The organism is Thauera sp. K11, from assembly GCF_002354895.1.
GTDB classification, from domain to species: domain Bacteria; phylum Pseudomonadota; class Gammaproteobacteria; order Burkholderiales; family Rhodocyclaceae; genus Thauera; species Thauera sinica.
Genome location: NZ_CP023439.1, coordinates 4,320,720 through 4,346,333, shown reverse-complemented (window position 1 = coordinate 4,346,333; position 25,614 = coordinate 4,320,720). Strand labels below are relative to the sequence as shown.

At 69.7% G+C, this 25,614-nt stretch carries 27 protein-coding genes; 25 read left to right on the top strand and 2 right to left on the bottom strand.

The features are described from left to right. Positions 1 to 17 precede the first annotated feature (17 nt). Complete coding sequence (locus CCZ27_RS19125) at positions 18 to 770, top strand: siderophore-interacting protein (protein ID WP_096450847.1); 753 nt, start codon at positions 18 to 20, stop codon at positions 768 to 770. Here CCZ27_RS19125 and CCZ27_RS19120 read toward each other — a convergent pair. Then, positions 709 to 1,071, bottom strand: a complete 363-nt coding sequence (locus CCZ27_RS19120) for a TetR/AcrR family transcriptional regulator (RefSeq protein ID WP_096450845.1) — start codon at positions 1,069 to 1,071, stop codon at positions 709 to 711. The genes CCZ27_RS19125 and CCZ27_RS19120 overlap by 62 nt on opposite strands. A 348-nt stretch (positions 1,072 to 1,419) precedes the next feature. Here CCZ27_RS19120 and gmk point away from each other — a divergent pair, with 348 nt between their 5' ends. The 5 genes from gmk to CCZ27_RS19095 all read left to right on the top strand — a co-directional run bounded on the left by gmk (position 1,420) and on the right by CCZ27_RS19095 (position 6,285). Then, positions 1,420 to 2,034: a guanylate kinase gene (gmk, locus tag CCZ27_RS19115; protein WP_096450843.1), complete on the top strand. Its 615-nt coding sequence runs from the start codon at positions 1,420 to 1,422 to the stop codon at positions 2,032 to 2,034. Positions 2,035 to 2,036: 2 nt separating this feature from the next. Beyond that, positions 2,037 to 2,252 carry a DNA-directed RNA polymerase subunit omega gene (gene rpoZ / locus CCZ27_RS19110; protein WP_096450841.1) on the top strand — a complete coding sequence of 72 codons (216 nt, stop codon included), beginning with the start codon at positions 2,037 to 2,039 and terminating at the stop codon, positions 2,250 to 2,252. 23 nt (positions 2,253 to 2,275) lie between these two features. Continuing rightward, the gene (locus CCZ27_RS19105; RefSeq protein WP_096450839.1) at positions 2,276 to 4,480 is read left to right on the top strand and encodes a RelA/SpoT family protein; all 2,205 of its coding nucleotides are present in this window, start codon (positions 2,276 to 2,278) and stop codon (positions 4,478 to 4,480) included. Between the two features lie 53 nt (positions 4,481 to 4,533). Beyond that, a complete protein-coding gene (locus CCZ27_RS19100; protein WP_096450837.1) occupies positions 4,534 to 4,722 on the top strand; it encodes a DUF3460 family protein in 189 nt (62 codons plus the stop codon). 120 nt (positions 4,723 to 4,842) lie between these two features. Next, on the top strand, positions 4,843 to 6,285 hold the full coding sequence (locus CCZ27_RS19095) for an exonuclease domain-containing protein (protein ID WP_096450835.1): 1,443 nt from the start codon (positions 4,843 to 4,845) through the stop codon (positions 6,283 to 6,285). 45 nt (positions 6,286 to 6,330) lie between these two features. Here CCZ27_RS19095 and CCZ27_RS19090 read toward each other — a convergent pair whose 3' ends face one another. Next, positions 6,331 to 7,023, bottom strand: coding sequence for a Crp/Fnr family transcriptional regulator (locus CCZ27_RS19090; RefSeq protein WP_096450833.1), 693 nt, complete (start codon positions 7,021 to 7,023; stop codon positions 6,331 to 6,333). A gap of 190 nt (positions 7,024 to 7,213) precedes the next feature. Between CCZ27_RS19090 and CCZ27_RS19085 the strand changes: the two genes are divergently transcribed. The 19 genes from CCZ27_RS19085 to ccmI all read left to right on the top strand — a co-directional run bounded on the left by CCZ27_RS19085 (position 7,214) and on the right by ccmI (position 25,509). Further along, the gene (locus CCZ27_RS19085; RefSeq protein ID WP_096450831.1) at positions 7,214 to 9,127 is read left to right on the top strand and encodes a histidine kinase; all 1,914 of its coding nucleotides are present in this window, start codon (positions 7,214 to 7,216) and stop codon (positions 9,125 to 9,127) included. Beyond that, on the top strand, positions 9,124 to 9,768 hold the full coding sequence (gene narL, locus CCZ27_RS19080) for a two-component system response regulator NarL (RefSeq protein ID WP_096450829.1): 645 nt from the start codon (positions 9,124 to 9,126) through the stop codon (positions 9,766 to 9,768). The genes CCZ27_RS19085 and narL overlap by 4 nt, the downstream gene beginning before the upstream one ends. Positions 9,769 to 9,943: 175 nt before the next feature. Beyond that, on the top strand, positions 9,944 to 10,465 hold the full coding sequence (gene napF / locus CCZ27_RS19075) for a ferredoxin-type protein NapF (protein ID WP_096452784.1): 522 nt from the start codon (positions 9,944 to 9,946) through the stop codon (positions 10,463 to 10,465). Further along, positions 10,462 to 10,716 (top strand): chaperone NapD, encoded by a 255-nt coding sequence (locus tag CCZ27_RS19070; RefSeq protein WP_096450827.1) that lies wholly within the window; start codon positions 10,462 to 10,464, stop codon positions 10,714 to 10,716. Before napF ends, CCZ27_RS19070 begins: the two co-directional genes overlap by 4 nt. Position 10,717: 1 nt before the next feature. After that, positions 10,718 to 13,264, top strand: coding sequence for a nitrate reductase catalytic subunit NapA (gene napA, locus CCZ27_RS19065; RefSeq protein WP_096450825.1), 2,547 nt, complete (start codon positions 10,718 to 10,720; stop codon positions 13,262 to 13,264). A 42-nt stretch (positions 13,265 to 13,306) separates the two neighbouring features. Next, positions 13,307 to 14,203, top strand: a complete 897-nt coding sequence (gene napG, locus CCZ27_RS19060; RefSeq protein ID WP_096450823.1) for a ferredoxin-type protein NapG — start codon at positions 13,307 to 13,309, stop codon at positions 14,201 to 14,203. A 10-nt stretch (positions 14,204 to 14,213) separates the two neighbouring features. Further along, entirely contained in the window at positions 14,214 to 15,149 is a 936-nt protein-coding gene (gene napH / locus CCZ27_RS19055) for a quinol dehydrogenase ferredoxin subunit NapH (RefSeq protein ID WP_096452782.1), read from the top strand. After that, positions 15,146 to 15,595 (top strand): nitrate reductase cytochrome c-type subunit, encoded by a 450-nt coding sequence (locus tag CCZ27_RS19050; RefSeq protein WP_096450821.1) that lies wholly within the window; start codon positions 15,146 to 15,148, stop codon positions 15,593 to 15,595. The genes napH and CCZ27_RS19050 overlap by 4 nt, the downstream gene beginning before the upstream one ends. Before the next feature lie 23 nt (positions 15,596 to 15,618). Next, positions 15,619 to 16,242, top strand: a complete 624-nt coding sequence (locus CCZ27_RS19045) for a NapC/NirT family cytochrome c (RefSeq protein WP_096450819.1) — start codon at positions 15,619 to 15,621, stop codon at positions 16,240 to 16,242. Between the two features lie 62 nt (positions 16,243 to 16,304). Further along, positions 16,305 to 18,338, top strand: coding sequence for a GumC family protein (locus tag CCZ27_RS19040; protein ID WP_096450817.1), 2,034 nt, complete (start codon positions 16,305 to 16,307; stop codon positions 18,336 to 18,338). Between the two features lie 55 nt (positions 18,339 to 18,393). Further along, positions 18,394 to 19,020 (top strand): cytochrome c biogenesis heme-transporting ATPase CcmA, encoded by a 627-nt coding sequence (ccmA, locus tag CCZ27_RS19035; protein ID WP_096450815.1) that lies wholly within the window; start codon positions 18,394 to 18,396, stop codon positions 19,018 to 19,020. Then, positions 19,014 to 19,682, top strand: coding sequence for a heme exporter protein CcmB (gene ccmB / locus CCZ27_RS19030; protein ID WP_096450813.1), 669 nt, complete (start codon positions 19,014 to 19,016; stop codon positions 19,680 to 19,682). The genes ccmA and ccmB overlap by 7 nt, the downstream gene beginning before the upstream one ends. Positions 19,683 to 19,706: 24 nt before the next feature. Continuing rightward, positions 19,707 to 20,471 carry a heme ABC transporter permease CcmC gene (gene ccmC, locus CCZ27_RS19025; protein WP_096450811.1) on the top strand — a complete coding sequence of 255 codons (765 nt, stop codon included), beginning with the start codon at positions 19,707 to 19,709 and terminating at the stop codon, positions 20,469 to 20,471. Next, complete coding sequence (gene ccmD / locus CCZ27_RS19020) at positions 20,471 to 20,716, top strand: heme exporter protein CcmD (protein ID WP_096450809.1); 246 nt, start codon at positions 20,471 to 20,473, stop codon at positions 20,714 to 20,716. Before ccmC ends, ccmD begins: the two co-directional genes overlap by 1 nt. Then, positions 20,703 to 21,149, top strand: coding sequence for a cytochrome c maturation protein CcmE (ccmE, locus tag CCZ27_RS19015; RefSeq protein WP_096450807.1), 447 nt, complete (start codon positions 20,703 to 20,705; stop codon positions 21,147 to 21,149). Before ccmD ends, ccmE begins: the two co-directional genes overlap by 14 nt. Next, positions 21,146 to 23,119: a heme lyase CcmF/NrfE family subunit gene (locus tag CCZ27_RS19010; RefSeq protein WP_096450805.1), complete on the top strand. Its 1,974-nt coding sequence runs from the start codon at positions 21,146 to 21,148 to the stop codon at positions 23,117 to 23,119. The genes ccmE and CCZ27_RS19010 overlap by 4 nt, the downstream gene beginning before the upstream one ends. 32 nt (positions 23,120 to 23,151) lie before the next feature. Next, positions 23,152 to 23,745 (top strand): DsbE family thiol:disulfide interchange protein, encoded by a 594-nt coding sequence (locus CCZ27_RS19005; RefSeq protein ID WP_096450803.1) that lies wholly within the window; start codon positions 23,152 to 23,154, stop codon positions 23,743 to 23,745. Beyond that, positions 23,735 to 24,286: a cytochrome c-type biogenesis protein gene (locus CCZ27_RS19000; RefSeq protein ID WP_385961063.1), complete on the top strand. Its 552-nt coding sequence runs from the start codon at positions 23,735 to 23,737 to the stop codon at positions 24,284 to 24,286. Before CCZ27_RS19005 ends, CCZ27_RS19000 begins: the two co-directional genes overlap by 11 nt. Beyond that, on the top strand, positions 24,283 to 25,509 hold the full coding sequence (gene ccmI, locus CCZ27_RS18995) for a c-type cytochrome biogenesis protein CcmI (RefSeq protein WP_096450800.1): 1,227 nt from the start codon (positions 24,283 to 24,285) through the stop codon (positions 25,507 to 25,509). Before CCZ27_RS19000 ends, ccmI begins: the two co-directional genes overlap by 4 nt. Positions 25,510 to 25,614 lie beyond the last annotated feature (105 nt).

Here is a 25,614-nt window from a genome sequence, read left to right as displayed (position 1 = left end):
AAGAAAGGAGATTCGCCATGAGCGGATTGCATGAAATCCGGCGTGTACGCTACGAGTTGGTGATGCGCGAGTCGACCGTGGTGAGGACGCAGCGTCTGTCACCTCACTTCCTGCGCGTGACCCTCGGCGGACCGGAATTGGCCGGTTTCACCAGCCTGGGCTTCGACGACCATGTGAAACTGTTCTTCAAAGACCCCGCCAATCCCGATGCCGCGCCGGCCATGCGCGACTACACGCCCCGCCGCTTCGATGCGCAGCGGCAGGAACTGGATATCGAGTTCGTGCTGCATGGCCATGGCCCCGCCGCCACCTGGGCGGCGCAGGCCGACGCCGGTCAGAAGCTGTCGCTGGGCGGCCCCCGCGGGTCGATCGTGATTCCGCCCGACTTCGCCGTCAACGTGCTGGTCGGCGACACCACCGCATGGCCCGCGATCTCGCGGCGACTGGAGGAGCTGCCGGCGGGAGCGGGCGCCTTCGTGATCGTCGATACCGCAGAACAGGACGAGACGCTGCCTTTCACCTCGCAGGCCGACGTGCAGATCCAGTGGCTGCGCGGCGATGCGCAATCGGCCGGTGCCCGGCTGGCCGCGGCCGTCGAGGCGCTTTCTCTGCCGCCGGGCGATGCGTTCTTCTGGGCGGCCGGCGAAACCCTGGCCATGCGCCGGGTACGGCCGGCGTTCGTTGCGCGCGGCGGACCGAAGACCTGGATCAAGGCCGCCGGCTATTGGCGCCAGGGTGCGGCTGGCACGCACGAGTCCATTGAAGAGTAGGCAAGTCCTGGCCCAGCTCCGGCATGCGCGGCGCCTCGGTGATCACGACGCGATAGAACGCCGGCCCGTCCGGCGACAGCACGATATCCAGATAGGTGCACGCCAGTTCGGTCAGCGTCTCCGCGAGCCTGCCGGGACGTAACGCGATCCGCTTGATGGCCTCCATCATCGCCGCGCACTCGGACTCGACCATCGCGGCGAACAGCGCTTCCTTGCTCGGATAGTGCGCGCAGACCGTGGATTTGGAGACGCCCGCCTGCGCGCCGAAAACGCACGTCTGGTCGAACTGCTCGAAGCCCATGGCATCGCCTGCCCGAAGCCGGGCTGCTTGCCGACACCCCGTTGTCCACGGATGACATAGTCGCGCTGTTTCGCTGCCTGTTCCGGGTTCGCGTGGATTTGCCGCAAGGATGCTTGCCGTCTGGGAACCCGACTCCTCGCAACCCACCAACCGGCTGATAGAATCCAAAGCACGTGCCTGCGCCGGCCCGCCCGCCTCGTCAGCGTCCATCCCGTCCCGCGACAGCCCAGACACGCTGTGGGGTAAATCGTAGGGGAAATGGTGGCCTCCCGGCAAAATCGCCCATGGAAATCAACCTGTTGCAGCGAGTTCTGTGCTTCAGGGGAACATCGAGTAAAAAGGCCAGACATGCCCGGAACCCTGTTCGTCGTCACCGCGCCCTCCGGTGCCGGCAAGACCACACTGGTGCGTGGTCTGCTGCAGCGCGATGAGCGCGTGCAGTTGTCGATCTCCTACACCACGCGTCCGCCGCGGCCGGGGGAGGAGGACGGGCGCGAATACCATTTCGTGGATATTCCGACCTTCCGCACGCTGCGCGACCGCGGCGAATTCCTGGAATGGGCCGAGGTCCACGGGAATTATTACGCCACTTCCAAGGTCTGGCTGAAGGAGCAGATCGCCGCCGGGCGCGACACCCTGCTCGAGATCGACTGGCAGGGTGCGCAGCAGGTGCGCAAGGTCTTTCCCGATGCGGTGGGCGTCTTCATCCTGCCGCCCTCGCTCGAGGAACTCGAAAGGCGGCTGCGCGGACGCAACACCGACAGTGACGACGTCATCAACCGCAGGCTGCTGGCGGCGCGGGGCGAGATGCGCCATGTGTCAGAGTTTGATTACGTTATAATTAACAACGAGTTGCAGATTGCACTCGAAGATCTGGTTGCCGTCGTGCGTGCCGCGAGGCTGCGTTACGGCACCCAGCATGCACGTCTCCCGCATTATTTCGACTTTCTCGAACAGGATTGAACATGGCCCGCATCACCGTCGAAGACTGCCTGAAGAAGATTCCGAACCGCTTCCAGCTCACGCTCGCCGCCACCTATCGCGCGCGCCAACTGACCATCGGCAGCACGCCGCAGATCGAACTCGATCCGCACGACAGGGACAAGCCCACGGTGATCGCGCTGCGTGAAGTGGCCGCCGGCAAGGTCGGTCTCGAGATGCTCAATCGAGGACAGGCCTGAGCCTGCCTGCGGGGGGATCTTCCATGTCCGGCAGTGACGTGTCCGCCCCCCCGCCGCTGGCCCCGACGCCGGCGTATCCCGTGCTGGCGCTCGATTTCGTGCGCCTCAAGGAGAAGATCTCCGCCTACCTGAAGCCCGAGGACGTCGGCCGCATCGAGGCGGCCTACCACTTCTCGGCCAATGCCCACGAAGGGCAGTTCCGCATCAGCGGCGATCCCTACATCTCGCATCCGGTGGCGGTCGCCTCCATCGTCGCCGACTGGCACCTGGATTCCCAGGCCCTGATCGCCGCGCTGCTGCACGACGTGATGGAGGACACCCACATCTCCAAGGCGGAGATCGCCGAGCGTTTCGGCAAGGTGTCCGCCGAACTCGTCGACGGCCTGTCCAAGCTGGACAAGATCGAGTTCCGCTCGCACGAGGAAGCGCAGGCGGAGAACTTCCGCAAGATGCTGCTGGCGATGGCCAGCGACCTGCGCGTGATCCTGATCAAGCTCGCCGACCGCATGCACAACATGCGCACGCTCGATGCCGTGCGGCCGGCCAAGCGTCGCCGCATCGCCAACGAGACGCTGGAGATCTACGCGCCCATCGCCAACCGGCTCGGGCTCAACGACCTGTACCGCGAACTGCAGGAGCTGTCCTTCGAGCACAAGTACCCGCTGCGCTTCCGGGTGCTGTCGAGGGCGATCCGCGCGGCGCGCGGCAACCGCCGCGAGGTGGTGGGCAAGGTGCTCGCCGCCATCGAGGAGCGCCTGCCGCAGTGGGGCATCGAGGCCGAGGTGCAGGGCCGCGAGAAGCACCTGTACGGCATCTACCGCAAGATGGTCGAGAAGCACCTGTCGTTCTCGCAGGTGCTCGACATCTACGGTTTTCGCGTCATCGTCAAGGACGTGCCGAGCTGCTACCTGTCGCTGGGCGCGCTGCATTCCATGTACAAGCCGGTGCCGGGCAAGTTCAAGGACTACCTCGCGATCCCCAAGGCGAACGGCTACCAGAGCCTGCACACCACACTGATCGGGCCCTTCGGCATGCCGGTCGAGGTGCAGATCCGCACCCGCGAGATGCACCACATCGCCGAGGCGGGCGTCGCTTCGCACTGGCTGTACAAGGAAGACGAGAAGACGCTCACCGAACTGCAGCAGAAGACGCACAGCTGGCTGCAGTCGCTGCTGGAGCTGCAGTCGGCCTCGGGCGAGGCCACCGAATTCCTCGAACACGTCAAGATCGACCTCTTCCCTGGCGAGGTCTATGCGTTTTCGCCCAAGGGCAAGATCTTCTCGCTGCCCAAGGGCTCCACGCCGGTGGACTTCGCCTACGCGGTGCACACCGACGTCGGCAACCGCTGCGTCGCCTGCCGCATCAACGGCGACCTGATGCCGCTGCGCAGCGAACTGCACAACGGCGACCAGGTCGAGATCATCACCGCGGCGCACGCCAATCCCAACCCCGCCTGGCTGTCCTACGTGCGCACCGGCAAGGCGCGCGCGCAGATCCGCCATTTCATGAAGAGCGCGCAGCAGGACGAGTCCGTCGCGCTCGGCGAGCGCCTGCTCAACCAGGCCCTGCGCCCGCACGGCCTCACGCTGGGGCAGATATCCACCTTCGCCTGGGACCGCTTCCTGCGCGACCGCGGCGTGCGCCACAAGAAGGACGTGTTCGCCGACATCGGACTGGGCAAGCGCCTGCCGGCCATCATCGCGCGCCGCCTGTCGCAGGCGCAGGACATGGAGTCCGGCCGGCCCGACGTGGTCAAGCCCAAGCCTGCCGGGGCGATCACCATCCGCGGCTCGGAAGGCATCGCGGTACAACTGGCGCGCTGCTGCAGTCCGATCCCGGGCGATCCGATCATCGGCACGATACGCAAGGGCCAGGGGCTGGAAGTCCACCTGCACGACTGCCCGACCGTCGCCAAGCTGCGCGGCGACCGCGGTCGCTGGGTCGACGTGGAATGGGAGACCGGCAGCGACCGCCTGTTCGACGTGCGCATCCGCGTGCTGACGCAAAACCAGCGCGGCGTGCTGGCCAAGGTGGCGAGTTCGATTTCCGAGGAAGACTGCAACATCCAGACGGTCAACATGGACAACGAGCAGGGCGACTACACCGCGCTCAACCTCACGCTGCAGGTCCGCGACCGCCCGCATCTCGCCCGCGTGGTGCGGGCGGTGCGCCGCATCCCCGAAGTGGTGCGCATCGGCCGCGTGCGGGGCGACGGCCGCGTCGGCTGAACGTCCCCGATTCGATTAGAATCACGCCGGTTTTCATTGGGAGAAGGGCCGACATGGCGACGTACGAATCCGATCACACCAAGTTCATGCGCGAATGGATGCAGAAGCATCCGCAAGAGAACGTCGAGCAGAAGAAGGGCCGCGCGCTGTGGTGGGACAAGCCGCAATCGCTGGAAGATCAGCAGCGCTTCCAGGAAAGCCGCGTGGCGGTGAAGCCGTACTACTACGACACCAATCATTGACCGGGATGCCGCGCCGGCCGCGTCGAGGCCGGGGCGCAGACCAGCAGGACGGGCGCGTGGACGGGGGAATCCCTGCCACGCGCTTTCGTTCGTCCCCGGCCCCGAGGCGCGGCTGAAGCGATGAGCCTGTCCTCCGGCTTGCCTGCCCGGCTCGCCTTCATCGACGTCGAGACGACCGGTGCGCATCCGGTGCGCGACCGCGTCACCGAGATCGCCATCCTGCGCATCGAGGGCGGCGAGGTCGTCGCGCGCTGGGAGAGCCTGGTCGATCCCGGCGTGCCCATCCCGCGCATGATCCAGGACCTCGTCGGCATCACCGATGCGATGGTGTCCGGCGCGCCGCGCTTCGAGGCGCTCGCGGACACGGTGGCCGCGCTGCTGGAAGGCTGCGTGTTCGTGGCGCACAACGCGCGCTTCGACTACGGCTTCATCAAGAACGAGTTCGCCCGCGCCGGCCGTTCCTTCGACGCGCCGGTGCTGTGCACCGTCAAGCTGTCGCGCGCCCTGCATCCGGAGCATCACCGCCACGGCCTCGACGCGCTGATCGAGCGCCACGGCCTGGTGTGCGACGCCCGCCACCGCGCGATGGGCGATGCCGAGGCGCTGTTGCAGTTCGCGCGGCTGGTGAGCGGCAACTTCGCGCCCGAGACGATGGCGCGCGCCGCCGAGCGTGCGATGAAGGCCCCGGCGCGTCCGCCCGGCCTGCCCGAAGGCATGCTCGAAGCGGTGCCGGACGGGCCGGGCGTCTATCTCCTCCATGCCGAGGCCGAGCCGCCGCCCGCCGGGCGCGGCGACCGGCCGCTGTACATCGGCCGCAGCCTGAACCTGCGCGGCAAGGTCAGGGAGCACTTCGCCGCCTCCGGTGCGAAGGCGCGCGATGCCGAACTCGCCCGTCAGGTGCGGCGCGTCGACTGGATCGAGACCGCCGGCGAACTGGGGGCGCTGCTCCTCGAGGCCGAACTGCTGAAGCAACTGCGCCCGCCGGGCAACCGGCTGCCGGAGGCGGGCGACGGCGCATTCGCGCTGCGCCTGGTCGCCAACCGCAAGCGCGCGCCGATCTACGAGCAGGTGCCGATCGCCGGCACCGATCCGCAGGACTGGGAAGACCTGTGCGGCGCGTTCCGCAACCGCCGCGAGGCCGACAACCTGCTGCGCGAACTGGCCCTGCTGTACCGCCTGTGCCCGCGCCGGCTCGGGCTCGAACCGGGCACGAGCGGCGCCTGTTCGGCCCACGCGGCCAGGCGCTGCGCCGGCGTGTGCGCCGGGCGGGAATCCATGGCCGAGCACGATGCACGGCTGGCGGGCGCGCTGGCCGCGGCGCGCGTCAAGCCCTGGCCCTGGCCCGGGGCGGTGATCGTGGCGGAGCGGCACGCCGCCAGCGGCCGCGAGGCTTTCCACCTGTTCGATCTGTGGTGCCATCTGGGCAGCGCGGACCGGCGCGATGCGCTGCCGGCCCTCCATGCCGCCGCCGAGCGCCGTTTCGACCTCGACACCTGGCGGATGCTGGGCCGCTGGCTGGCGGTGCCGGCGCATCTGGCCGCGGTCGAGCCGATCACCCGCTGACCGGCGTGCCGGCACGCGGCGGCGCCTGCGGTTCCGGCGGAGACGCTACTGCGCGGCGCAGTTGCGCAACTGCGAAAGCTTGTCCAGCACCACCCGGCGGCGGCCTTCGGTGCGGATCAGGCCCTCGCGCGCGAAGCGCGACAGCACGCGGGAAAAGGTCTCGGGCGTGAGGTTGAGCTGGGCGGCGATGGTCTGCTTGTCGCTGGACAGGTGAATCTCCCAGCGCTCCGCATCCTCGGGGGCGAGCTGGGCCAGGTACTGCGCCACCCGCTGGGTGCTGTTGAGCTGCACACAGAGCTGCAGGTGGGCCATCAGTTCATAGGCCGCGGCGGCCAGCCGCATGGTGATGGCCTGCGCGAAGGCCGCGGTCTCGGCCATCGCATGGCGGAAAGCGGCCACCGGCACGACCAGCAGGCGGGTCTGGCGCTGGGCCTGGACGGTGGCCATGTAGTGGCGGCCGAGCAGCGCCGCTTCCTCACCGTAGAGGTCGCCGGCGCCGACCAGCCGCAGCAGCTTCTCGTTGCCGGAGGGGGACAGCAGGACGCACCGTACCTCGCCGTCCAGAACGATATGGATGCTGGTGGCGACGTCCTGCGCCTGTGCGAGAATCTCGCCGCGCTCCGCGCGTATCAGCTTGGAACCCGAGAGCAGCCGGTGCAGCGCACCGTCGGCCAGCAGATCGAAGGGCGGGATGCGCCGCAACTGCGGGATGGACGGCGCCGGGATTTCGTAATGCATGCTTCGTCACTCCTTGACGATGACGCACAGGGCGTGGCGATGGTGTGAAGTCTAGATGTGATGAAGTCCATATCCAATGCGCTGCCGCGGCGCATTCGAGGCATGCCGTACCTCCAAGGAGGTATTCGGGGGCGGATGCATGTCGCATGGCGCGGCGCTCCGGCGTGCGGGGTTCGACAGGAGGAAGGCCATGGGGCTGATGCTGCCGCGCTGGCTCGTGCGGCATTCGATCCTGCTGGTGGTGGCGCTGGCGCTGATCGCCCTGGCGCTGATCGGCCTGGCCGGCATGAGCGCGTCGGTCATGGTCGCCGAAGGCATGCGCGGCAGTGCGAGCGCCATCAACGTCGCCGGCAGCCTGCGGCGCCTCACCCACCGGGTGGCCGGACTGGTCGCCACCGACGCGCTGGGCGGCGGCCTGTCCGGCGAGCGCGTGCACGGGGCGATCGACGATTTCGAACGCGGCCTTGCCCATCCGGCATTGCAGCGGGCCGTGCAGCGCAACCCCGGCGGCCTGTTCGCCGCCACCTACCGCGGCATCGATGTCACCTGGCACACCAGCCTGAGGCCGCGCCTCGAGGCGACGATGGGCGAGAAGGCGCCGATGGCGCAGGAGAACGTCGAGAAACTGCTCGTGGAGGTCGATCTCTTCGTCGGGCAGCTCGACACGCTGGTGACCGTGCTCGAGCAGGACACGGAGGCCCGCATCGCCGACCTCAAGCAGATTCTCGCCGCCGCCATCGCCGCCATCCTGGTCGTCATCGCGCTGGCCCTGCTGATGCTGCATCGTTCGGTGCATCGCCCGCTGGTGGATCTGCTGCGGGCGGCGCAGGGGATCGCGCGCGGCAATTTCTCCGCCCGCGTGACGCACGTCGGCTACGACGAACTCGGCCGCGTCGGGGCCACCTTCAACCTGATGGCCAACGAGATGTCGCGCCAGTACCAGACGCTGGAACAGCGCGTGGCCGACAAGACGGCCGCGCTGCAGCGCTCGAACCGCTCGCTGGAACTGCTCTATCACGCCATCGCGCGCCTCTACCAGACGCCGACCGCACCCGAAGCCTACGAGGCGACGCTGCGCGACATCGAGCAGATCGCCGGCCTGGCGAGCAGCTTCGTGTGCATCGAACCGCGGCACGACGGGCCCGCCACGGTGATCGCCTCCACGCTGGGCGCCTGTCCCGAACGCCTGGCCCTGGGCGATGCCGCCTGCGGCGCGTGCCGCGCGTCGGCGCACCCGCTGCGCATCGATCCGCCGGCGCGCGAGGCCGAACTGCTGCGCATCCCGCTGCGCGACCGCGAATACCACTACGGCATGCTGCGGCTCACCCTGCCCGCGGGGGCACGCCTCGAGGACTGGCAGTTCCAGCTCGTCGAGGCGCTCACCCGCCACATCGGCATGGCGCTCGGCGCCGCCCGGCGCGGCGAGCAGGAGCGCCTGCTCGCGCTGCAGGAGGAGCGCTCGGTGATCGCGCGCGAACTGCACGACTCGCTGGCGCAGGCCCTGTCGTACATGAAGATCCAGGTCAGCCTGCTGCAGCCGCTGCTCGGCGACCCCGCACGCGCGGCCGAGGCCGCGGCGGTGCTGGCGGACCTGCGCGAGGGCATCGGCGCGGCCTACCGCCAGTTGCGTGAGCTGCTGGTGTCCTTCCGCCTCGAACTGTCGGGCGACTTCCCGACCCTGCTGCGCGAGGCGGTGCAGGAGCACGCGGCCCGCGGCGGCGTGCAGGTCGAACTGAGCACCCGGCTCGCCGACTGCGGGCTGAGTCCGAACCAGGAAGTCCATGTGCTGCAGATCGTGCGCGAAGCGCTGTCCAACATGGTGCGCCACGCCAATGCACGGCGGGCGTCCGTGAGCCTGTCGTGTGGCCCCGGCGGCGAGGTCGGCGTCGTCATCGAGGACGACGGCGTGGGTCTGGGCGGATCGCCTGCCGATCCGTGGCAGCATCACGGCCTCGCCATCATGCGCGAACGCGCGCGCGGCCTCGGCGGCACGCTCGAGATCAGCCCGCGGCCTGGCGGCGGCACGCGGGTCGGCCTGCGCTTCATCGCCAGCCACCACGCGCCGGCACCCCTTCCCCCCGCCCTGGAGAACCCGCTTCGATGAGCGAGCAGCAACGCGTCCTGATCGTCGACGACCACCCCCTGTTCCGCAAGGGACTGGCGCAGATGCTGCAGACGATCCCCGCTTTCCGCCTGGTCGGCGAGGCGGCCGGCGGCGCGGCAGGACTGGTGCTGGCGCGCGAACTCCAGCCCGACCTGATGCTGCTCGACCTCAACATGCGCGACATGGGCGGCATCGAGGTGCTGCGCAGCCTGCGCGCGGCGCAGTCGGACGCCTGCGTGGTCGTGATCACCGTGTCCGACCGCGCCGCCGACCTCGTCGCGGCGCTGCAGGCCGGTGCGGACGGCTATCTGCTGAAGGACATGGAGCCCGAGGCGATGATGGCCGCGCTGCGCGACGCCGCGGCCGGGCGCATCGTCGTGTCGGAGCAGCTCACCCACCTGCTCGCCGCCGCCCTGCGCGGCGACAACCGGCCGCACACCGCGGCGGCGGCCGGACTCACCGAGCAGGAAGTGCGCATCCTCGAGAAGATCGCCGCCGGCTTGTCGAACAAGCTCATCGGGCGCGAACTCGACATCGCCGAAGGCACGGTGAAGGTCCACGTCAAGCACATCCTGCGCAAGCTCGAGCTGCGCTCGCGGGTCGAGGCCGCGGTGTGGGCGGTGGAGCACCTGCGCCGCTGAGCGCCGCACGGGCGGGCTCCGGCCCGCCATCCCCGGCTGCGAGGGCAGGCGTTTTCCCGTTGTGAAAAAACCCCTTCCGCGGGTGCAGGCTTGATGCGAATCAATGGCCCGGTTCGCGTCATGGCCTTTAATGCGAACGATCAGTTGCCGGGAAGAGCCTGTGGAAGCCGCCTCGATGTCGCGCCGTGGTTTTCTGCGCGGACGCGTGAATGCCGCTGCCGCCACCGCCCAGCGTCCGCCGTGGGCGCGGGACGAGGCCGATTTCGTCGCCCACTGCACGCGCTGCGCTGCCTGCATCGACCACTGTCCGACGCAGATCCTGGTGCGCGCCGACGGCGGCTATCCCGCCGTCGACTTCGCCGGCGGTGAATGCACCTTCTGCGGCGAGTGCGTCAGCCGCTGCGAACCCCGCGCGCTGTACCGCGAGCAGGCCGAGGATCCCCCCTGGACGCTGCGCGTGCGCATCGGCCAAGCCTGCCTGGCGGCGCAGGGCGTCGAGTGCCGGGTCTGCGGCGAAGCCTGTCCGGCCGCCGCCATCCGCTTTCGCCCGCGCCTGGGCGGGGTGGCGCTGCCCGTGCTCGAGACCGATGCCTGCAACGGCTGCGGCGCCTGCTCCGGGCCCTGTCCGGTGCGGGCGATCGAGCTGCGGTCCATGGATGCAGATGCGATGAACGCCCCCACGGAGGTCAAGCAATGAAGGTCGCAAGTCTGGTCGTGCGGGCGATGCCCGCCGATTTCCCCGAAGTGCAGGCAAGCCTGCGCGGCATCCCGGGCGTCGAGATGCACGGTGCGTCGGCCGAGACCGGCAGGATCGTCGTCACCGTCGAAGACGGCGAGGGCTGGTCGGTCGCCGATTCCATCCTGGCAGTGAACATGGCGCCGAAAGTCCACGGCGTGACGCTCGCCTACGAATACACCGACGAAGGTCTCGAACATCTGGAGGCATGAAATGACCATGGATCGACGCGAATTCATCAAGACCAACGCGATTGCGGCCGCGGCGGCCAGCGCCGGCATCGGCATCCCGGTGGTCGCGGAAGCGCAGACCAGGAGCCCGGACGGGACCCGGATCCGCTGGGACAAGGCGGCCTGCCGCTTCTGCGGCACCGGCTGTTCGGTGCTGGTCGGCGTGCAGAACGGCCGCGTGGTGGCGACGCAGGGCGACCCGGATTCGCCCGTCAATCGCGGCCTGAACTGCATCAAGGGCTACTTCCTGTCCAAGATCATGTACGGCGAGGACCGGCTCACCAAGCCGCTGCTGCGCATGAAGAACGGCAAGTACGACAAGAACGGCGAGTTCACGCCCATCACCTGGAACCAGGCGTTCGACATCATGGCCGAGAAGTGGAAGGCCGCGATGAAGGCCAACGGGCCGGATTCGATCGCGATGTTCGGCTCCGGCCAATGGACGATCTGGGAAGGCTACGCCGCCTCCAAGCTCTACAAGGCGGGTTTCCGCACCAACAACATCGACCCCAACGCGCGCCACTGCATGGCCTCCGCGGTGGCGGGCTTCATGCGTACCTTCGGCATCGACGAGCCGATGGGCTGCTACGACGATATCGAGAACACCGACACCTTCGTGCTGTGGGGTTCCAACATGGCCGAGATGCACCCCATCCTGTGGAGCCGCATCACCGACCGCCGCCTGTCCAAGGACGGCACCGAAGTGCATGTGCTGTCGACCTTCGAGCACCGTTCGTACGAACTGGCCGACAACCCGATGATCTTCGTGCCGCAGACCGACCTGGCGATCCTCAACTACATCTGCAACCACATCATCCAGACCAAGCGGGTGAACACCGCCTTCGTCAATCGCAACGTCAAGTTCAAGGTGGGCGAGACGGACATCGGCTTCGGCCTGCGTCCGAACCATCCGCTCGAGGCCAAGGCCGCGAGCAACGGCTACCCGGACGCCGAGGGCAAGCCCAAGGGCGACACCGGCGCGGCCAGGGACATCGGCTTCGACGAGTTCGCCAGGTTCGTGTCCACCTACACGGCCGAGCATGTCTCCAGGCTGTCCGGCGTGCCGGTGGACAGGCTCAAGCGCCTCGCCGAGGTCTATGCCGACCCCAAGCGCAAGGTGGTGTCGTTCTGGACCATGGGCTTCAACCAGCACACCCGCGGCACCTGGGTGAACAACATGATCTACAACGTCCATCTGCTGGTGGGCAAGATCAGCGAGCCGGGCAACAGCCCGTTCTCGCTCACCGGCCAGCCCTCGGCCTGCGGCACGGCGCGCGAAGTCGGCACCTTCGCCCACCGCCTGCCGGCGGACATGGTCGTCACCAATCCGGTGCATCGCGCCCATACGGAAGAGATCTGGAAGCTGCCCGAGGGCACCATCCCGGCCAAGATCGGCCTGCACGCGGTGGCCCAGAGCCGGGCGCTGAAGGACGGCAAGATCAAGTGCTACTGGACCACCACCACCAACAACATGCAGGCGGGGCCCAACGTCAATGGCGAGATCTATCCGGGCTGGCGCAATCCGGAAGCCTTCGTCGTGGTGTCCGACGTGTATCCGACGGTGTCCGCGCTGTCGGCCGACCTGATCCTGCCGAGCGCGATGTGGGCCGAGAAGGAAGGCGCCTTCGGCAATGCCGAGCGCCGCACCCAGTTCTGGCGCCAGCAGGTACCGGCGCCGGGCGAGGCGAGGTCCGACCTGTGGCAGTACATGGAGTTCTCCAAGCGCTTCAAGGTCGAGGAGGTGTGGCCGGCCGAGCTGATCGCCAAGAAGCCGGAATACAAGGGCAAGACGCTGTTCGACGTGCTGTACGCCAACGGCCAGGTGAACAAGTTCCCGCTCGCCGACGTCGAGAAGGCCAACGGCCACGCCATCAAGGGCTACATGAACGACGAATCGAAGGTGCTCGGCTTCTACCTGCAGAAGGGCCTCTTCGAGGAATACGCCATGTTCGGCCGCGGCCACGGCCACGATCTCGCCGACTTCGACCTCTACCACAAGACGCGCGGCCTGCGCTGGCCGGTGGTCGAAGGCAAGGAGACGCTGTGGCGCTTCCGCGAGGGCTACGACCCGTACGTGAAGTCCGGCGAGGGCGTGAAGTTCTACGGCCACAAGGACAACAAGGCGGTGATCTTCGCGCTGCCCTACCAGGACCCGCCCGAGAAGCCCGACACCGAGTACGACATGTGGCTGTGCACCGGCCGCGTGCTGGAGCACTGGCATACCGGCTCGATGACCCGCCGCGTGCCCGAACTGCACAAGGCGGTGCCCGAGGCGCAGGTCTTCATGCACCCGGACGACGCCACCAGGCGCGGCCTGCAGCGCGGCATGGCGGTGAAAGTCGCCTCGCGTCGCGGCGAGATCGTCGCGCGGCTGGAGACGCGCGGCCGCAACAAGCCGCCGGTCGGGCTGATCTTCGTGCCCTTCTTCGACGAGGGACGGCTGGTGAACAAGCTCACGCTGGACGCCACCTGCCCGATCTCCAAGGAAACCGACTACAAGAAGTGCGCGGTGAAGGTGGTCAAAGCCTGAGGCGGGAAAGGGCATGCGGCCGGGGGCGGATGAGTACGGATCATGAGCGACCAGGACAAACGCGGCCAGGCCGGCGGCCAGTCGGGCGCCGTGCCGTCCTCGCGCCGCCGCTTCCTCAAGGATGCGGCCGGCGTCGCGGGCGGCGCGGGGCTGCTGGCGCTCGGCGCCGGCCTGTACGCCCGTCAGGCTTCGGCCCTGCCGGCGACGGCCATCCGGCCGCCGGGCGCGCTGGCGGAGGCCGCTTTTCTCGCCGCCTGCGTGCGCTGCGGCCTGTGCGTGCGCGGCTGCCCCTACGACACGCTGCAACTTGCCAGACTAGGTGACGGCGTCGCCACCGGCACGCCCTACTTCGAGGCGCGCAAGATTCCGTGCGAGATGTGCGACGACATTCCCTGCGTCGCCGCCTGTCCCACCGGTGCGCTCGACCGCGGGCTGAAGGACATCGGCAAGGCGAAGATGGGCCTCGCCGTGCTGATCGACCAGGAAAACTGCCTCAACTTCCTCGGCCTACGCTGCGACGTCTGCTACCGGGTGTGCCCGGTGATCGACAAGGCGATCACCCTCGAACGCATCCACAATCCGCGTTCCGACCGCCACGCGATGCTGCTGCCGACGGTGCATTCCGAGCACTGCACCGGCTGCGGCAAGTGCGAGAAGTCCTGCGTGCTGCCGGGCGAAGCGGCGATCAAGGTGCTGCCGGTACGGCTCGCCCAGGGCTCCAAGGCCGAGCATTACCTGCGCGGCTGGGAAGAGAAGAAGGCCGCCGGCGAATCGCTGATCGGCGAACAGGTCGAGCTGCCGGTGCGCGGACTGGAAGGCAAGGCCCACGGCGACACCCGCGTCGGCCCGGGCGAGGGGCCCGCCGGCGACGAACAGGCGGTGCCCGACTACAAGCCGTTCCCGAAGCCGGGCGGCCTCGATTCGGGGTGGAAGCCATGAGGTGGAAGCCATGAGCACGCAGGATTCCGCCGGCGCGGCCGGCCGCAAGCCGCCGCCGCCCACCAGCGTGCGCGGGGCGGCGCAGCGTGGCGTGGTGGCACGTCCGGGGCGCGAGGCGGTCGCGGCCAAGGGCTGGCTGCGGGCGCACAAGTGGCTGCTGCTGCGGCGCCTGTCCCAGATCGGCATCCTCGCGGTCTTCCTCGCCGGTCCGTGGCTCGGCGCGTGGATCGTGAAGGGCAGCCTGGCGTCCAGCCTGACGCTGGACGTGCTGCCGCTCACCGACCCCTTCCTCGTCGCGCAGCAGCTCGCAGCCGGCCACTGGCCCTACCGCGAGGCGCTGCTCGGCGGCGGCATCGTGCTGGCGTTCTACCTGCTGTTCGGCGGCCGGCTGTTCTGTTCCTGGGTGTGCCCGATGAACCTCGTCACCGATGCCGCGGCCTGGCTGCGGCGGCGCCTCGGGCTCAAGGGCGGCAAGGCGCCCGCGGGCGGCACGCGCTACTGGCTGCTCGGCTTCGTCCTGCTGGCGGCGGCGGCCACCGGCTCGCTGGCGTGGGAATGGGTGAATCCGGTGTCGATGTTCCATCGCGCGCTGATCTTCGGCTTCGGCCTGGCATGGGGCATCGTCGGCGGCATCTTCCTGTACGACCTGCTCATCGCTCCGCGCGGATGGTGCGGCCACCTGTGCCCGCAGGGCGCCTTCTACGGCCTGCTCGGGCGCGCCGCCGTGCTGCGCGTGTCCGCCGCCCGCCGCTCGGCCTGCAACGACTGCATGGACTGCTTCGCCGTGTGCCCCGAACCCCAGGTCATCCGTCCGGCGCTGAAGGGCGTGGGCCAGGGCCATCCGCTGATCCTGGACGGCGACTGCACCGCCTGCGGCCGCTGCGTCGACGTCTGCGGCAGGAGCGTTTTCCGCATTACGACCCGATTCAACAGGAGCGAGTCATGAACAGACCAATCCGTAAACGCGTGCTTGCATTCGTGGCTGCGCTCGGCCTTGCCGCGCTGCCGCCGTCCGCGAGCGCCCAGGCCGTCAAGAGCATACGCGGCGCCGACGTGGCGGCGCCGGAGGCGTCCCCCGGCGGCTTCAAGACCCTTCCCGACCAGGCGCCGATGCAGCGCGACTACGTGCAGCAGCCGCCGCTGATCCCGCACAAGGTCGAGGGCTACGAGGTCACCATGAACTTCAACAAGTGCATGGATTGCCACGCGTGGAGCCGCTACAAGGAGAGCGGCGCGACCAAGGTGAGCCTGACCCACTTCAAGGACCGCGATGGCGGCGAACTGTCGAACATCTCGCCGCGGCGCTACTTCTGCATGCAGTGCCACGTGCCGCAGACGGACGCCAGGCCGCTGGTGGGCAACCAGTTCCAGCGCGCGGATGGCCTGCGCTAGGCTCGACACGACGGGGATAGACCATGAGCGACAACAACAAGACCCTGGTGCAGAGGATCCGCGGGGCGGGCTGGAGCGCCATCGCCATCCTGTTTGCCGCGGGCATCGTCTTCTGGGGCGGTTTCAACTGGGCGCTGGAAATGACGAACAGGGAGAAGTTCTGCATCTCCTGCCACGAGATGGAGGAGAACGTGTTCAGGGAATACCGCAACACGATCCACTACCAGAACCGCACCGGCGTGCGCGCCACCTGTCCGGACTGCCACGTGCCCAAGGAATGGGTGCCCAAGATCATCCGCAAGATCCAGGCTTCCAAGGAGGTCTATGGCAAGATCGTGGGCAGCATCAACACGCCCGAGAAGTTCCACGCCGAGCGCCTGCGCCTGGCGCAGAACGAATGGCGGCGGATGAAGGCGAACAACTCGCAGGAGTGCCGCAACTGCCACAACTACGAGTATTTCGACTACTCGGTGCAGGGCCGCCGCTCCAACCAGATGCACCAGGCCGGGCTGAGCGAAGGCAAAACCTGCATCGACTGCCACAAGGGCATCGCCCACCAGTTGCCGCCGGTGGCGCAGGACATCGGTGCCGACCGCGGCGGCGTGCCGCCGGAAGTGATGCACCCGACGCCGCCCGCGGCACAATAGGCCGCCGGCACGCCCTTGCGCGCAAGGAGCGGACGCCCTGGGACACGTCGAGGAGCCGCTCCATGCCAGAGTTCAGGACCCTGACCCATTCCGCCGCGGACATCGACACCGCGCGCGCGGAGGAGATCGCGGCGCGCGGCAACCGGCGGCGCCTGCGTGCCTTCTTGCTGGTGCTGGTGCCGGCCCTGCTCGCCGGCCTGGCCTACACCTTCCTGCGTCCGCCCGAGTACCGGGCGCAGGCGCGGATCGCGGTGAAGCCGGCGGGCGTCGTCACCGACTTGCAGACGTCGGCGGCCGAAGGGGCGACGGTGTCCACCGCCGCGTCCGCTGCCGGCAGCCTGCAGGCCGAGGCCGGCGTGCTGTCCAGCCGCCCGGTGATCGAGGCCGCGCTCGCCGCGCTGCGCGGGCAAGGCGTGGCTCTCGACGAGTTCGGCCCCGATCCGGTGCAGGGCGTGCAGGCGGCCCTGAGCGCGGCACCGGTCGCGGACAGCAACATCATCGGCGTGGCGGCGACGGGCGGGCAGCCCGAACATCTCGCGGCGCTCGTCAATGCACTGATCGATGCCTATTCCCGCCGCTTGCTCGACTCCTATTCGAGCGCGGCCGGCGGCGAGATCGATGCGCTGCGCCAGGAGCTTCAGGACCTGAACCGCCGCCTCGAAGAAAAGCGCAAGGCGCTGGAGGATTTCCGCCAGGCGGCGGACATCGTTTCCGGCGAGCGCGACGAGAACCAGGTCCTCGCCCGTGTGAAAGGCTTGTCCCTGTCGCTGAACCAGGCCAACGAGAAGGTCGCCAAGGCCGAGGGGCGGGTGCGGTCGCTGCGCGAATCCCTCGCCGCCGGCAGGCCGGTGGTGCGGGCGCGCGACAACCCCACCCTCGCCGGGCTGGAGTCGCGCGCGTCGCAGTTGCGGGAATCGCTGCGCGACATGGAGCGCACGCATACCCCGCAGTTCATGGACATGGACCCGGAGGCGCACAGCCTGCGCTCGCGGCTGGCCGAACTCGAGGCGCAGATCGCCGAGACGAAGTCCACCGCCGGGCAGGTTTCGCTGGCCGAGGCCGAGGAAGAACTCGCCACCGCGCGTGAGGAACAGCAGACCCTGCAGGCCCAGATCACCCGCGACCGCGGGGCGGTGCACGCCTTTTCGCGCAGCTTCGGCACCTTCAAGTCCATGCAGGAAGAACTGGCGCAGCTCGAGACCAGCCGCAGCGCGGTGTCCGAGCGCCTGCTGCGCACCGAGGCGAGCGAGCGTTCGCGCATGCCCTCGGTGCAGGTGATCGAGGCCGCGACCGCGCCGGTCAGCGCATGGCGGCCGGACTACGCCCGGGACGCGGCGATCAGCGTCGCGGCCGCCCTCGGCCTCGCCCTGCTTGCGATGGGGGTGACCGAGCTGTTCAACCGTCCGCCGCGGCCGCCGGCGACGCCGGTCATCGTGCCGCAGCCGTGGATCGCCGTCGGCCAGGACCTCCCGCCCGCGCTCGCCGCCGGCCCGGCCGCGCGGCCGCTGCGCGGGCCCGCGGCCGGCGCGAACCTGCTGGCCTCGCCGGCGGAGTCGATGCGGGAACTGTCGCAGGAAGAGGTCGCGGCCCTGCTGCGTACCCTGTCCGCGCAGGATTCCGTGTGGGCGGGTCTGCTGCTGTGCGGCGCCACGCCTGGCGAGATACGCGGCCTCGCCCCGGCCGACGTGGACGCCGCCGCGGCCCGCGTCCGGCTTGCCGGCGCATCCGCCCGCGAACTCCCCGTGCCGCCGGGCCTGTGCCGCAGGCTGGCGGCGGCTCCCGGTCCGGACGGGGGCGGGGCCGCGCTGGCGCCGGGAACCGACGAGGAACTGCAGCGGCGCCTGCTGTGCGCCGCGCACGACGCCGGGCTGGACGACCCCGCGGGCATCACGCCGGACACGCTGCGCCACACCTGCATCGCCCACCTGGTCCGCCAGGGACTGCGTTTCGGCGACCTGGACCGCATCGTCGGCCCGCTGCCGGCCGACGCGCTGGCACGGTATGCCGGCCTGTCGCCTGCGGGCGTGCGGCGCTCGCTCGCCGAGGTCTCCGCCTTCATGCCCGGCCTCCATCCGTTCGATGGCGGGCAGGCATGATCCGGCCCGGCCGCGCGACGAAGATGGGAGGGCTCCGGGCTATAATCGCCGCCTTATGCTCGAAGCCCACGATCTCGCCTGCCTGAAGGGCGACCGCCTTCTGTTCCGCGGCCTCGCCCTGCACCTGAAGGCGGGCGGGCTGTTGCGCGTGGCAGGCCCCAACGGCGTGGGCAAGACCAGCCTGCTGCGCCTCGTCACCGGCCTGGCGCTGCCCGAGGCCGGCGAGGTGCGCTGGCGCGGCGTCGGCATCCGCCGCGACCGCGAGGCGCTGCATCGCGAACTGCTCTATCTCGGCCACGCCGCGGCGCTGAACGATCTGCTGACGCCGCTCGAGAACCTGCGTTTCGCCTGTGCCGCGGCCGGCGACGACGTGGACGAGGAGAACTGCGTCACCGCGCTCGCCCGCATCGGGCTGGAGAACCAACTCGACCTGCCCGCCCGCGTGCTGTCCCAGGGCCAGCGGCGGCGCGTGGGCTTGGCGCGGCTGTTCCTGTCGGCGCGGCGCTCGCTGTGGGTGCTGGACGAACCCTTCACCGCGCTCGATGCCGCGGCGGTGGCCGACCTGGCGACGACGCTGTCCGACCATTGCGCCGCCGGTGGCATGGTGATGCTGACCACCCACCAGGACGCGCCCTTCGCCCGTGCCCCCGAGGTGCTGGATGTCGGGGCCTACACATGCTGAGCACCTTCCTCGCCGTGCTGCGGCGCGACCTGCTGCTGGCCTGGCGCGGCCGCGCCGACGTGCTGGTGACGCTGGCCTTCTTCGTCATCGTCGTGTGCCTGTTCCCGTTCGGCGTCGGCGCCGAGACCAACCTGCTGCGTTCGATCGCCCCCGGCGTGGTGTGGGTCGCCGCGCTGCTGGCCTGCCTGCTGTCGCTGCATCGCCTGTTCGCGCAGGACCACGCCGATGGAACCCTGGAGCAACTGCTGCTGTCCAGCGAACCGGCCGTGCTGTGGGTGACGGGCAAGGTGCTCGCCTTCTGGCTCAGCACCGGCCTGCCGCTGGTGGCGGTGGCGCCGGTGCTCGCGCTGCTGTTTGACCTCGAACAAGGCGCCTACCCGGTGCTGGTAGTAAGTTTGGCGCTCGGTACCCCCATCCTCGCGCTGCTCGGCGCGGTGGGTGCGGCGCTGACGCTGGGCCTGCGCGGCGGCGGCATGCTGCTCGCACTGCTGGTGCTGCCGCTGTTCGTGCCGGTGCTGATCTTCGGCGCGGGCGCGGTGGAGGCGGAACTGTCCGGCAGCGGCGCCGCCGCGCACCTGCTGCTGCTGGGCGGCGGCCTGGCCGGCGCGCTGGCGCTGGCGCCGTGGGCCTGTGCGGCGGCGCTGCGGATATCGACCGAATGACGTTGTGCAACTGAACCGACCCCGATGAGCAGACCCGACCGCGGCCCCAGCTTCCTGCGCTTCGCCGCTCCGCAGAACTTCTATCCCCTGGCGGGGCGCCTCGCCCCGTGGTTCGCCGCCGCCGCCGCGGTGCTGGCCGTCGCCGGCCTGTGGCTGGGCTTTTTCGTCGCGCCCACCGATGCCACCCAGGGCGAGGTGTATCGCGTGATCTTCATCCACGTGCCGGCGGCCTGGATGTCGATGTTCGTCTATCTGGTGATGGCCTTCTGGTCGGCGGTGGGGCTGGTCATGAACACCCGGCTGTCCTTCATGATGAGCCAGGCGCTGGCGCCCACCGGCGCCATGTTCTGCGTGGTCGCGCTGTGGACCGGGGCGCTGTGGGGCAAGCCGACCTGGGGCACCTACTGGGTGTGGGATGCGCGGCTGACCTCGCAGGCGCTGCTGCTGTTCCTCTACCTCGGCTTCATCGCGCTCACGCGCGCGATCGAGGACCCGCGCCGCGCCGACCGCGCCGGCGCCATCGTCGCGCTGGTCGGCGTGGTCAACGTGCCGGTGATCTATTTCTCGGTGCAGTGGTGGAACACGCTGCACCAGGGCGCCTCGGTGAGCCTGACCAAGGCACCGTCGATGGCCGCGACCATGCTCCTCGGCATGCTGGCGATGGCCTTCGCGGCGTGGGCCTATACGCTGGCGGTGACGCTGTGGCGGGTACGGCCGATGATCCTGGAGCGCGAACGCCACACCGAGTGGGTCGGCGCCGTACTGACGCGCGAGGGAGGGCGGGCCTGATGCAGTGGGAAAGCTGGTCCGCGTTCTGGAACATGGGCGGCGCGGCATTCTTCGTGTGGGGCAGCTATGGCCTCACCTTCGTCCTCGTCGCGCTGGAACTCGTGTTCGTGTTCCAGCGTCGGAAAGACACCGTGAACCGGCTGCTGCGCTGGCGCAAGGCGGTGGGCAGGAACGGCGGCGGCAGTGGGATTGGCAATGGGCCGGCGCGCACCGGCATGGAGTCGCAAGCGAATGAAACCCCGTAGCAAACGTCTGGTGCTGGTGGGCGGCGGCGTCGCCCTGCTGGTGGCCGCGGTGGCGCTGGTGCTGAACGCATTCCAGCAGAACCTGGTGTTCTTCCATACGCCGACCGAGGTCGTCGCCGGCAAGGCGCCCTCGGGCAAGACCTTCCGCATCGGCGGGCTGGTGGAGACGGGCTCCATCCGGCGCGAGGCCGACGGCATCACCGTGCGCTTCGCCGTCACGGATACCGCCAAGACCATCCCGGTGTCCTACAGGGGCACGCTGCCCGACCTCTTCAAGGAGGGCAAGGGCGCGGTGGTGCAGGGCCGGCTGGAAGCCGACGGCACCTTCCGCGCCACCGAGGTGCTCGCCAAGCACGACGAAAACTACATGCCGCCGGAGGCCGCCCACGCAGTGGAGCAGGCGCACAAGGCCGGCGCGACGGTGGCGCAATGATTCCCGAACTCGGCCATTTCTCTCTCGTCCTCGCCCTCGTGCTCGCCCTGGTGCAGGCGGTGGTGCCCATGGTCGGCGCCAGCCGCAACCGGCTCACGCTGATGGCGGTCGGGCGGCCGGCGGCGCAGGGGCAGTTCTTCTTCGTCGCCTTCTCGTTCGCCTGTCTGACCTGGGCCTTCGTCACCAGCGACTTCTCGGTCGAATACGTCGCCCTGCACTCCAACACCGCCACGCCGCTCTACTACCGCATCACCGGCGTGTGGGGCAGCCACGAGGGCTCGCTGCTGCTGTGGGCGCTGGTGCTGGCGTTGTGGACGGTGGCGGTCACGGTGTTCTCGCGCCATCTGCCCGACGTCTTCCTCGCCCGCGTGCTCGGCGTGCTGGGCTGGGTCAGCGTCGGCTTCCTCGCCTTCCTGCTGGTCACCTCCAACCCCTTCGAACGCCTGCTGCCGGGCGCGCCGGAAGGGCGCGACCTCAATCCGCTGCTGCAGGACCCGGGCATGATCATCCACCCGCCGCTGCTCTACATGGGCTACGTCGGCTTCTCGGTCGCCTTCGCCTTCGCCATCGCCGCGCTGCTGTCGGGACGCATGGATGCGGCGTGGGCGCGCTGGTCGCGGCCATGGACCACGGTGGCCTGGGTGTTCCTGACCGCCGGCATCGCGGTCGGCTCGGGCTGGGCCTACTACGAGCTGGGCTGGGGTGGCTGGTGGTTCTGGGACCCGGTGGAGAACGCCTCCTTCATGCCCTGGCTGCTCGGCACCGCGCTGATCCATTCGCTCGCCGTCACCGAGAAGCGCGGTGCCTTCCGTAGCTGGACGGTGCTGCTGGCGATCGGCGCCTTCTCGCTGTCGCTGCTCGGCACCTTCCTCGTGCGCTCGGGCGTCATCACCAGCGTGCATGCCTTCGCCACCGACCCCAAGCGCGGCCTCTTCATCCTGTTCCTGCTCGTCGTCGTGATCGGCGTGTCGCTGCTGCTGTACGCCTGGCGCGCACCCAGGCTGGCGGGCGGCGGCGGCTTCGCCTTCGTGTCGCGCGAGACCGCGCTGCTGGGCAACAACGTGCTGCTGTCTGTGGCTTCCGCCTCGGTGCTGCTGGGTACGCTGTATCCGCTGTTCCTCGACGCCCTGGGCATGGGCAAGATCTCGGTCGGCCCGCCTTACTTCGAGGCGGTGTTCGTGCCGCTGATGACGCCGGTGGTGGTGCTGATGATGTTCGGCCCCTTCCTGCGCTGGAAGGGCGACACGCTTGGCCCCGTGCTGCGCCGCGTGGCGCCGGCCTTCGCCGCCAGCGTGGCGATCGGCGTCGGCACCGCGTTCGCCATCGGCCATGCCACGCCGCGCACCGTGCTCGGCCTCGCGCTCGCGGCCTGGGTGGTGCTCGCCAGCGTGCAGCAGCTCGCCGCGCGGCTGGGCGAGCGTGCCGGCGCCTCGTCCGCGGCGCGCCTGCGCGGCATTCCGTCGGCGTGGTGGGGCATGTGGCTGGCGCACCTGGGAGTGGGCATCTTCATCATCGGCGTGACCCTGGTCGGCAGCCTGAACCAGAGCCTGGACGTGAAGATGCGCGACGGCCAGCGCGCCGAACTCGCCGGCTACGGCTTCGTGTTCCGCGGCGTGCAGGATGCCGCCGGACCCAACTACGACGCCGCGCGCGCCACGCTGGAGGTGAGCCGCGACGGCGTCGCCATCGCCACGCTGCGGCCGGAAAAGCGCCTCTACCGCGCGCAGGGCATGCCGATGACCGAAGCTTCGATCGACATTGGGCCGTTCCGCGACGTGTATGTATCGCTGGGCGAGCAACTGCCTGACGGTAGCTGGATCGTCAGCCTGTATTTCAAACCCTTCATCAGCTGGATCTGGCTGGGCTGCGCCCTGATGGCGCTGGGCGGCATCTTCGCCGCGGCCGACCGCCGCTACCGCCGGCTGGCCGAGCGCAGCGCGCCGGCCGGCGCCGCGCGGCAGGCGGCCTGAGCGGTGCCCGGGCCGTCCGCCAGAGTCTTTTCATGAAAGCAAAGTTCCTCGTTCCGCTGTTCCTGTTCCTCGGCCTCGTGGGTTTTCTCGCCTTCGGCCTCACGCTGAACCCGCGGGAGGTGCCGTCGCCGCTGATCGACAAGCCTGCGCCCGCCTTCACGCTGGCGCGGGTGGATGATCCCGCGCAGCAGTTCGCGCTTGCCGACATGCGCGGCAAGGTGTGGCTGCTGAACGTGTGGGCCTCGTGGTGCGTGGCGTGCCGGCAGGAGCATCCGGTGCTGGTCGACCTGGCGCGCAGGGACGTGGTGCCCGTCGTCGGCCTCAACTACAAGGAAGTGCGCGGCGACGGCCAGCTCGACGTGCGCGGCATGGCGCCGGAGGCCGAGACCACCCTCGCCGTGGAGCGCGCGCGCCGCTGGCTGGGCGACCACGGCAATCCCTACATGCTGTCAGTGCTCGACATCGACGGCCGCGTGGGCATCGACTTCGGCGTGTATGGCGTCCCGGAAACCTTCCTGATCGATGGCAACGGCAAGATCCGCTACAAGCACATCGGGCCGATCACGCCGGAAAACCTGCAGCAGGTGATCCTGCCCAAGGTCGAGGAGATCCGCCGTGCGGGCTGATCGCATCCGGTTTCCGCGCGCGGCGGCCTGTGCCGCCGCCTTCTCCGCCGCCCTGTGGCTGTCACCCGCCGCGGCCGGGGAGGCACCGGCGGGCGACGTCGCGCCGACGGTCGCGGCCGACCCCCGGCTCGAGGCCGACGTGCAGGAACTCGCGCACAAGCTGCGCTGCCTGGTGTGCCAGAACCAGTCGATCGCCGAGTCCAACGCGCCGCTGGCGCTCGACCTGCGCAACCAGGTGCGCGAGCAACTCGCCGCCGGCCGCAGCAAGGAAGACGTCATCGACTATCTGGTCGCGCGCTACGGCGATTTCGTCCTCTATGAGCCGCCGGTGAAGGGCATCACGCTGCTGCTGTGGGGCGGCCCGGCGGTGCTGCTGCTGGCGGGGATCGGCTGGCTGGCGTACCGGGTGCGCCGGCGCGCGGCCGAATCCGCCTCGGTGGCCGCGCTGAGCGAGGCCGAGCACGCCCGCGCGCGCGCGCTGCTGGCCGGCACCGATGCCGACGCGCCGCCGTCCTCCGAAACCCGGGAGTCCCGTTCGTGATCACCTTCATCGTTCTCGCCGGCCTGCTCGTGGCCGGCGCCCTGCTATTGGTTCTGCCGCCCCTGCTGCGCGCCCGCGGCCGCGACGAGGCGGAGCCCGAACAGGCGGCCATCGCACTGAAGGTGCTGCGCGAACAGCTCGCCGAACTGGATGCCGACCTCGCCGCCGGCCGTCTCGATGCCGCGACGCACGCCCAGGCGCGCGACGAACTCGAACGCCGGGCGCTGGAAGAAGGCGAAGCCTCCGCCGCATCGGTCGCCGCCGCCGAAGCGAAACCGGCGAAGCGCTGGGCGCTGGCGCTGGCGCTGGGCGTGCCGGCCATGGCCGCCGTCGCCTATGTGGCGCTCGGCAACCCGGACGGGCTCGATCCCGCGAAGGTCGCGGGACGCCAGGGCTTCAGCCAGGCCGAGATCGCCGACATGGTGGGCAAGCTCGCCGCCCGGCTGGAACAGGAGCCGGACAACGTCGAGGGCTGGCTGATGCTGGCGCGTTCCTACGCGGTGCTGCAGGACTACGACAAGGCGGCCCGGACCTACGAGCGGGTGGCGAAGCTGGCGCCGGGCGAGCCGGACGTCTATGCCGACTGGGCCGACGTGGTCGCCGCCCGGATGGGCTCGGTGGCGGGCGAAGCCGAGGCGCTTGCGCAGAAGGCGCTGGATCTCGCGCCGGAGCACCCCAAGGCGCTGGCGCTGGCCGGCACCGCCGCCTACCAGCGCAAGGATTTCGCTGCCGCCGCTGCGCACTGGGAGAAGATCCTGGCGCGCATCCCGCCGGGCGACGATCTGGCGCGCGGCGTGCGCGCGAGCATCGACGACGCGCGGGAAAAGGCCGGCCTGCCGCCGCTGGCGGAAGCACCCGCTGCCGCAGCCCCTTCAGCCCACCCGTCGTCCGCGCTGACGCTGTCCGGCCGCGTCGACATCGATGCGGCGCTGCGCGACGAGCTGGCGCCGGACGACACGGTGTTCGTCTTCGTGCGCGGCGAGGGCGGCGGCCCGCCGCTCGCCGCGCTGCGCTTTCGCGGCAACGAACTGCCGCGCGATTTCAGCTTCGACGGCGTGCCGCTGATGACCGGCGATGCCTCCGTCCCCGTGCGCGTCGCGGTGGCGGCGCGGGTCTCGAAGAGCGGCAACGTGACGGCCGCGGCGGGCGATCTCGAAGGCCGGCTGAGCGGAGTGGCGCCCGATGCGTCGGGCCTGAAGCTGACGATCGATACCCGGCACTGAGCAAGCGTCGGGCCGCATGATGCCGCCGCGCAGGCGGTTGAGAAGTACGTGCTCGCGGCACAAGACGCCACGCTCACGTTTGCCGCCGCGTAGGCGGTTGAGAAG

Excerpts from the sequence above, each read along its gene's own strand:
- CCZ27_RS19125 (WP_096450847.1), top strand. The coding sequence starts at position 18 with ATGAGCGGATTGCATGAAATCCGGCGTGTACGCTACGAGTTGGTGATG.
- CCZ27_RS19120 (WP_096450845.1), bottom strand. The coding sequence starts at position 1,071 with ATGGGCTTCGAGCAGTTCGACCAGACGTGCGTTTTCGGCGCGCAGGCG.
- gmk (WP_096450843.1), top strand. The coding sequence starts at position 1,420 with ATGCCCGGAACCCTGTTCGTCGTCACCGCGCCCTCCGGTGCCGGCAAG.
- rpoZ (WP_096450841.1), top strand. The coding sequence starts at position 2,037 with ATGGCCCGCATCACCGTCGAAGACTGCCTGAAGAAGATTCCGAACCGC.
- CCZ27_RS19105 (WP_096450839.1), top strand. The coding sequence starts at position 2,276 with ATGTCCGGCAGTGACGTGTCCGCCCCCCCGCCGCTGGCCCCGACGCCG.
- CCZ27_RS19100 (WP_096450837.1), top strand. The coding sequence starts at position 4,534 with ATGGCGACGTACGAATCCGATCACACCAAGTTCATGCGCGAATGGATG.
- CCZ27_RS19095 (WP_096450835.1), top strand. The coding sequence starts at position 4,843 with ATGAGCCTGTCCTCCGGCTTGCCTGCCCGGCTCGCCTTCATCGACGTC.
- CCZ27_RS19090 (WP_096450833.1), bottom strand. The coding sequence starts at position 7,023 with ATGCATTACGAAATCCCGGCGCCGTCCATCCCGCAGTTGCGGCGCATC.
- CCZ27_RS19085 (WP_096450831.1), top strand. The coding sequence starts at position 7,214 with ATGGGGCTGATGCTGCCGCGCTGGCTCGTGCGGCATTCGATCCTGCTG.
- narL (WP_096450829.1), top strand. The coding sequence starts at position 9,124 with ATGAGCGAGCAGCAACGCGTCCTGATCGTCGACGACCACCCCCTGTTC.
- napF (WP_096452784.1), top strand. The coding sequence starts at position 9,944 with ATGTCGCGCCGTGGTTTTCTGCGCGGACGCGTGAATGCCGCTGCCGCC.
- CCZ27_RS19070 (WP_096450827.1), top strand. The coding sequence starts at position 10,462 with ATGAAGGTCGCAAGTCTGGTCGTGCGGGCGATGCCCGCCGATTTCCCC.
- napA (WP_096450825.1), top strand. The coding sequence starts at position 10,718 with ATGACCATGGATCGACGCGAATTCATCAAGACCAACGCGATTGCGGCC.
- napG (WP_096450823.1), top strand. The coding sequence starts at position 13,307 with ATGAGCGACCAGGACAAACGCGGCCAGGCCGGCGGCCAGTCGGGCGCC.
- napH (WP_096452782.1), top strand. The coding sequence starts at position 14,214 with ATGAGCACGCAGGATTCCGCCGGCGCGGCCGGCCGCAAGCCGCCGCCG.
- CCZ27_RS19050 (WP_096450821.1), top strand. The coding sequence starts at position 15,146 with ATGAACAGACCAATCCGTAAACGCGTGCTTGCATTCGTGGCTGCGCTC.
- CCZ27_RS19045 (WP_096450819.1), top strand. The coding sequence starts at position 15,619 with ATGAGCGACAACAACAAGACCCTGGTGCAGAGGATCCGCGGGGCGGGC.
- CCZ27_RS19040 (WP_096450817.1), top strand. The coding sequence starts at position 16,305 with ATGCCAGAGTTCAGGACCCTGACCCATTCCGCCGCGGACATCGACACC.
- ccmA (WP_096450815.1), top strand. The coding sequence starts at position 18,394 with ATGCTCGAAGCCCACGATCTCGCCTGCCTGAAGGGCGACCGCCTTCTG.
- ccmB (WP_096450813.1), top strand. The coding sequence starts at position 19,014 with ATGCTGAGCACCTTCCTCGCCGTGCTGCGGCGCGACCTGCTGCTGGCC.
- ccmC (WP_096450811.1), top strand. The coding sequence starts at position 19,707 with ATGAGCAGACCCGACCGCGGCCCCAGCTTCCTGCGCTTCGCCGCTCCG.
- ccmD (WP_096450809.1), top strand. The coding sequence starts at position 20,471 with ATGCAGTGGGAAAGCTGGTCCGCGTTCTGGAACATGGGCGGCGCGGCA.
- ccmE (WP_096450807.1), top strand. The coding sequence starts at position 20,703 with ATGAAACCCCGTAGCAAACGTCTGGTGCTGGTGGGCGGCGGCGTCGCC.
- CCZ27_RS19010 (WP_096450805.1), top strand. The coding sequence starts at position 21,146 with ATGATTCCCGAACTCGGCCATTTCTCTCTCGTCCTCGCCCTCGTGCTC.
- CCZ27_RS19005 (WP_096450803.1), top strand. The coding sequence starts at position 23,152 with ATGAAAGCAAAGTTCCTCGTTCCGCTGTTCCTGTTCCTCGGCCTCGTG.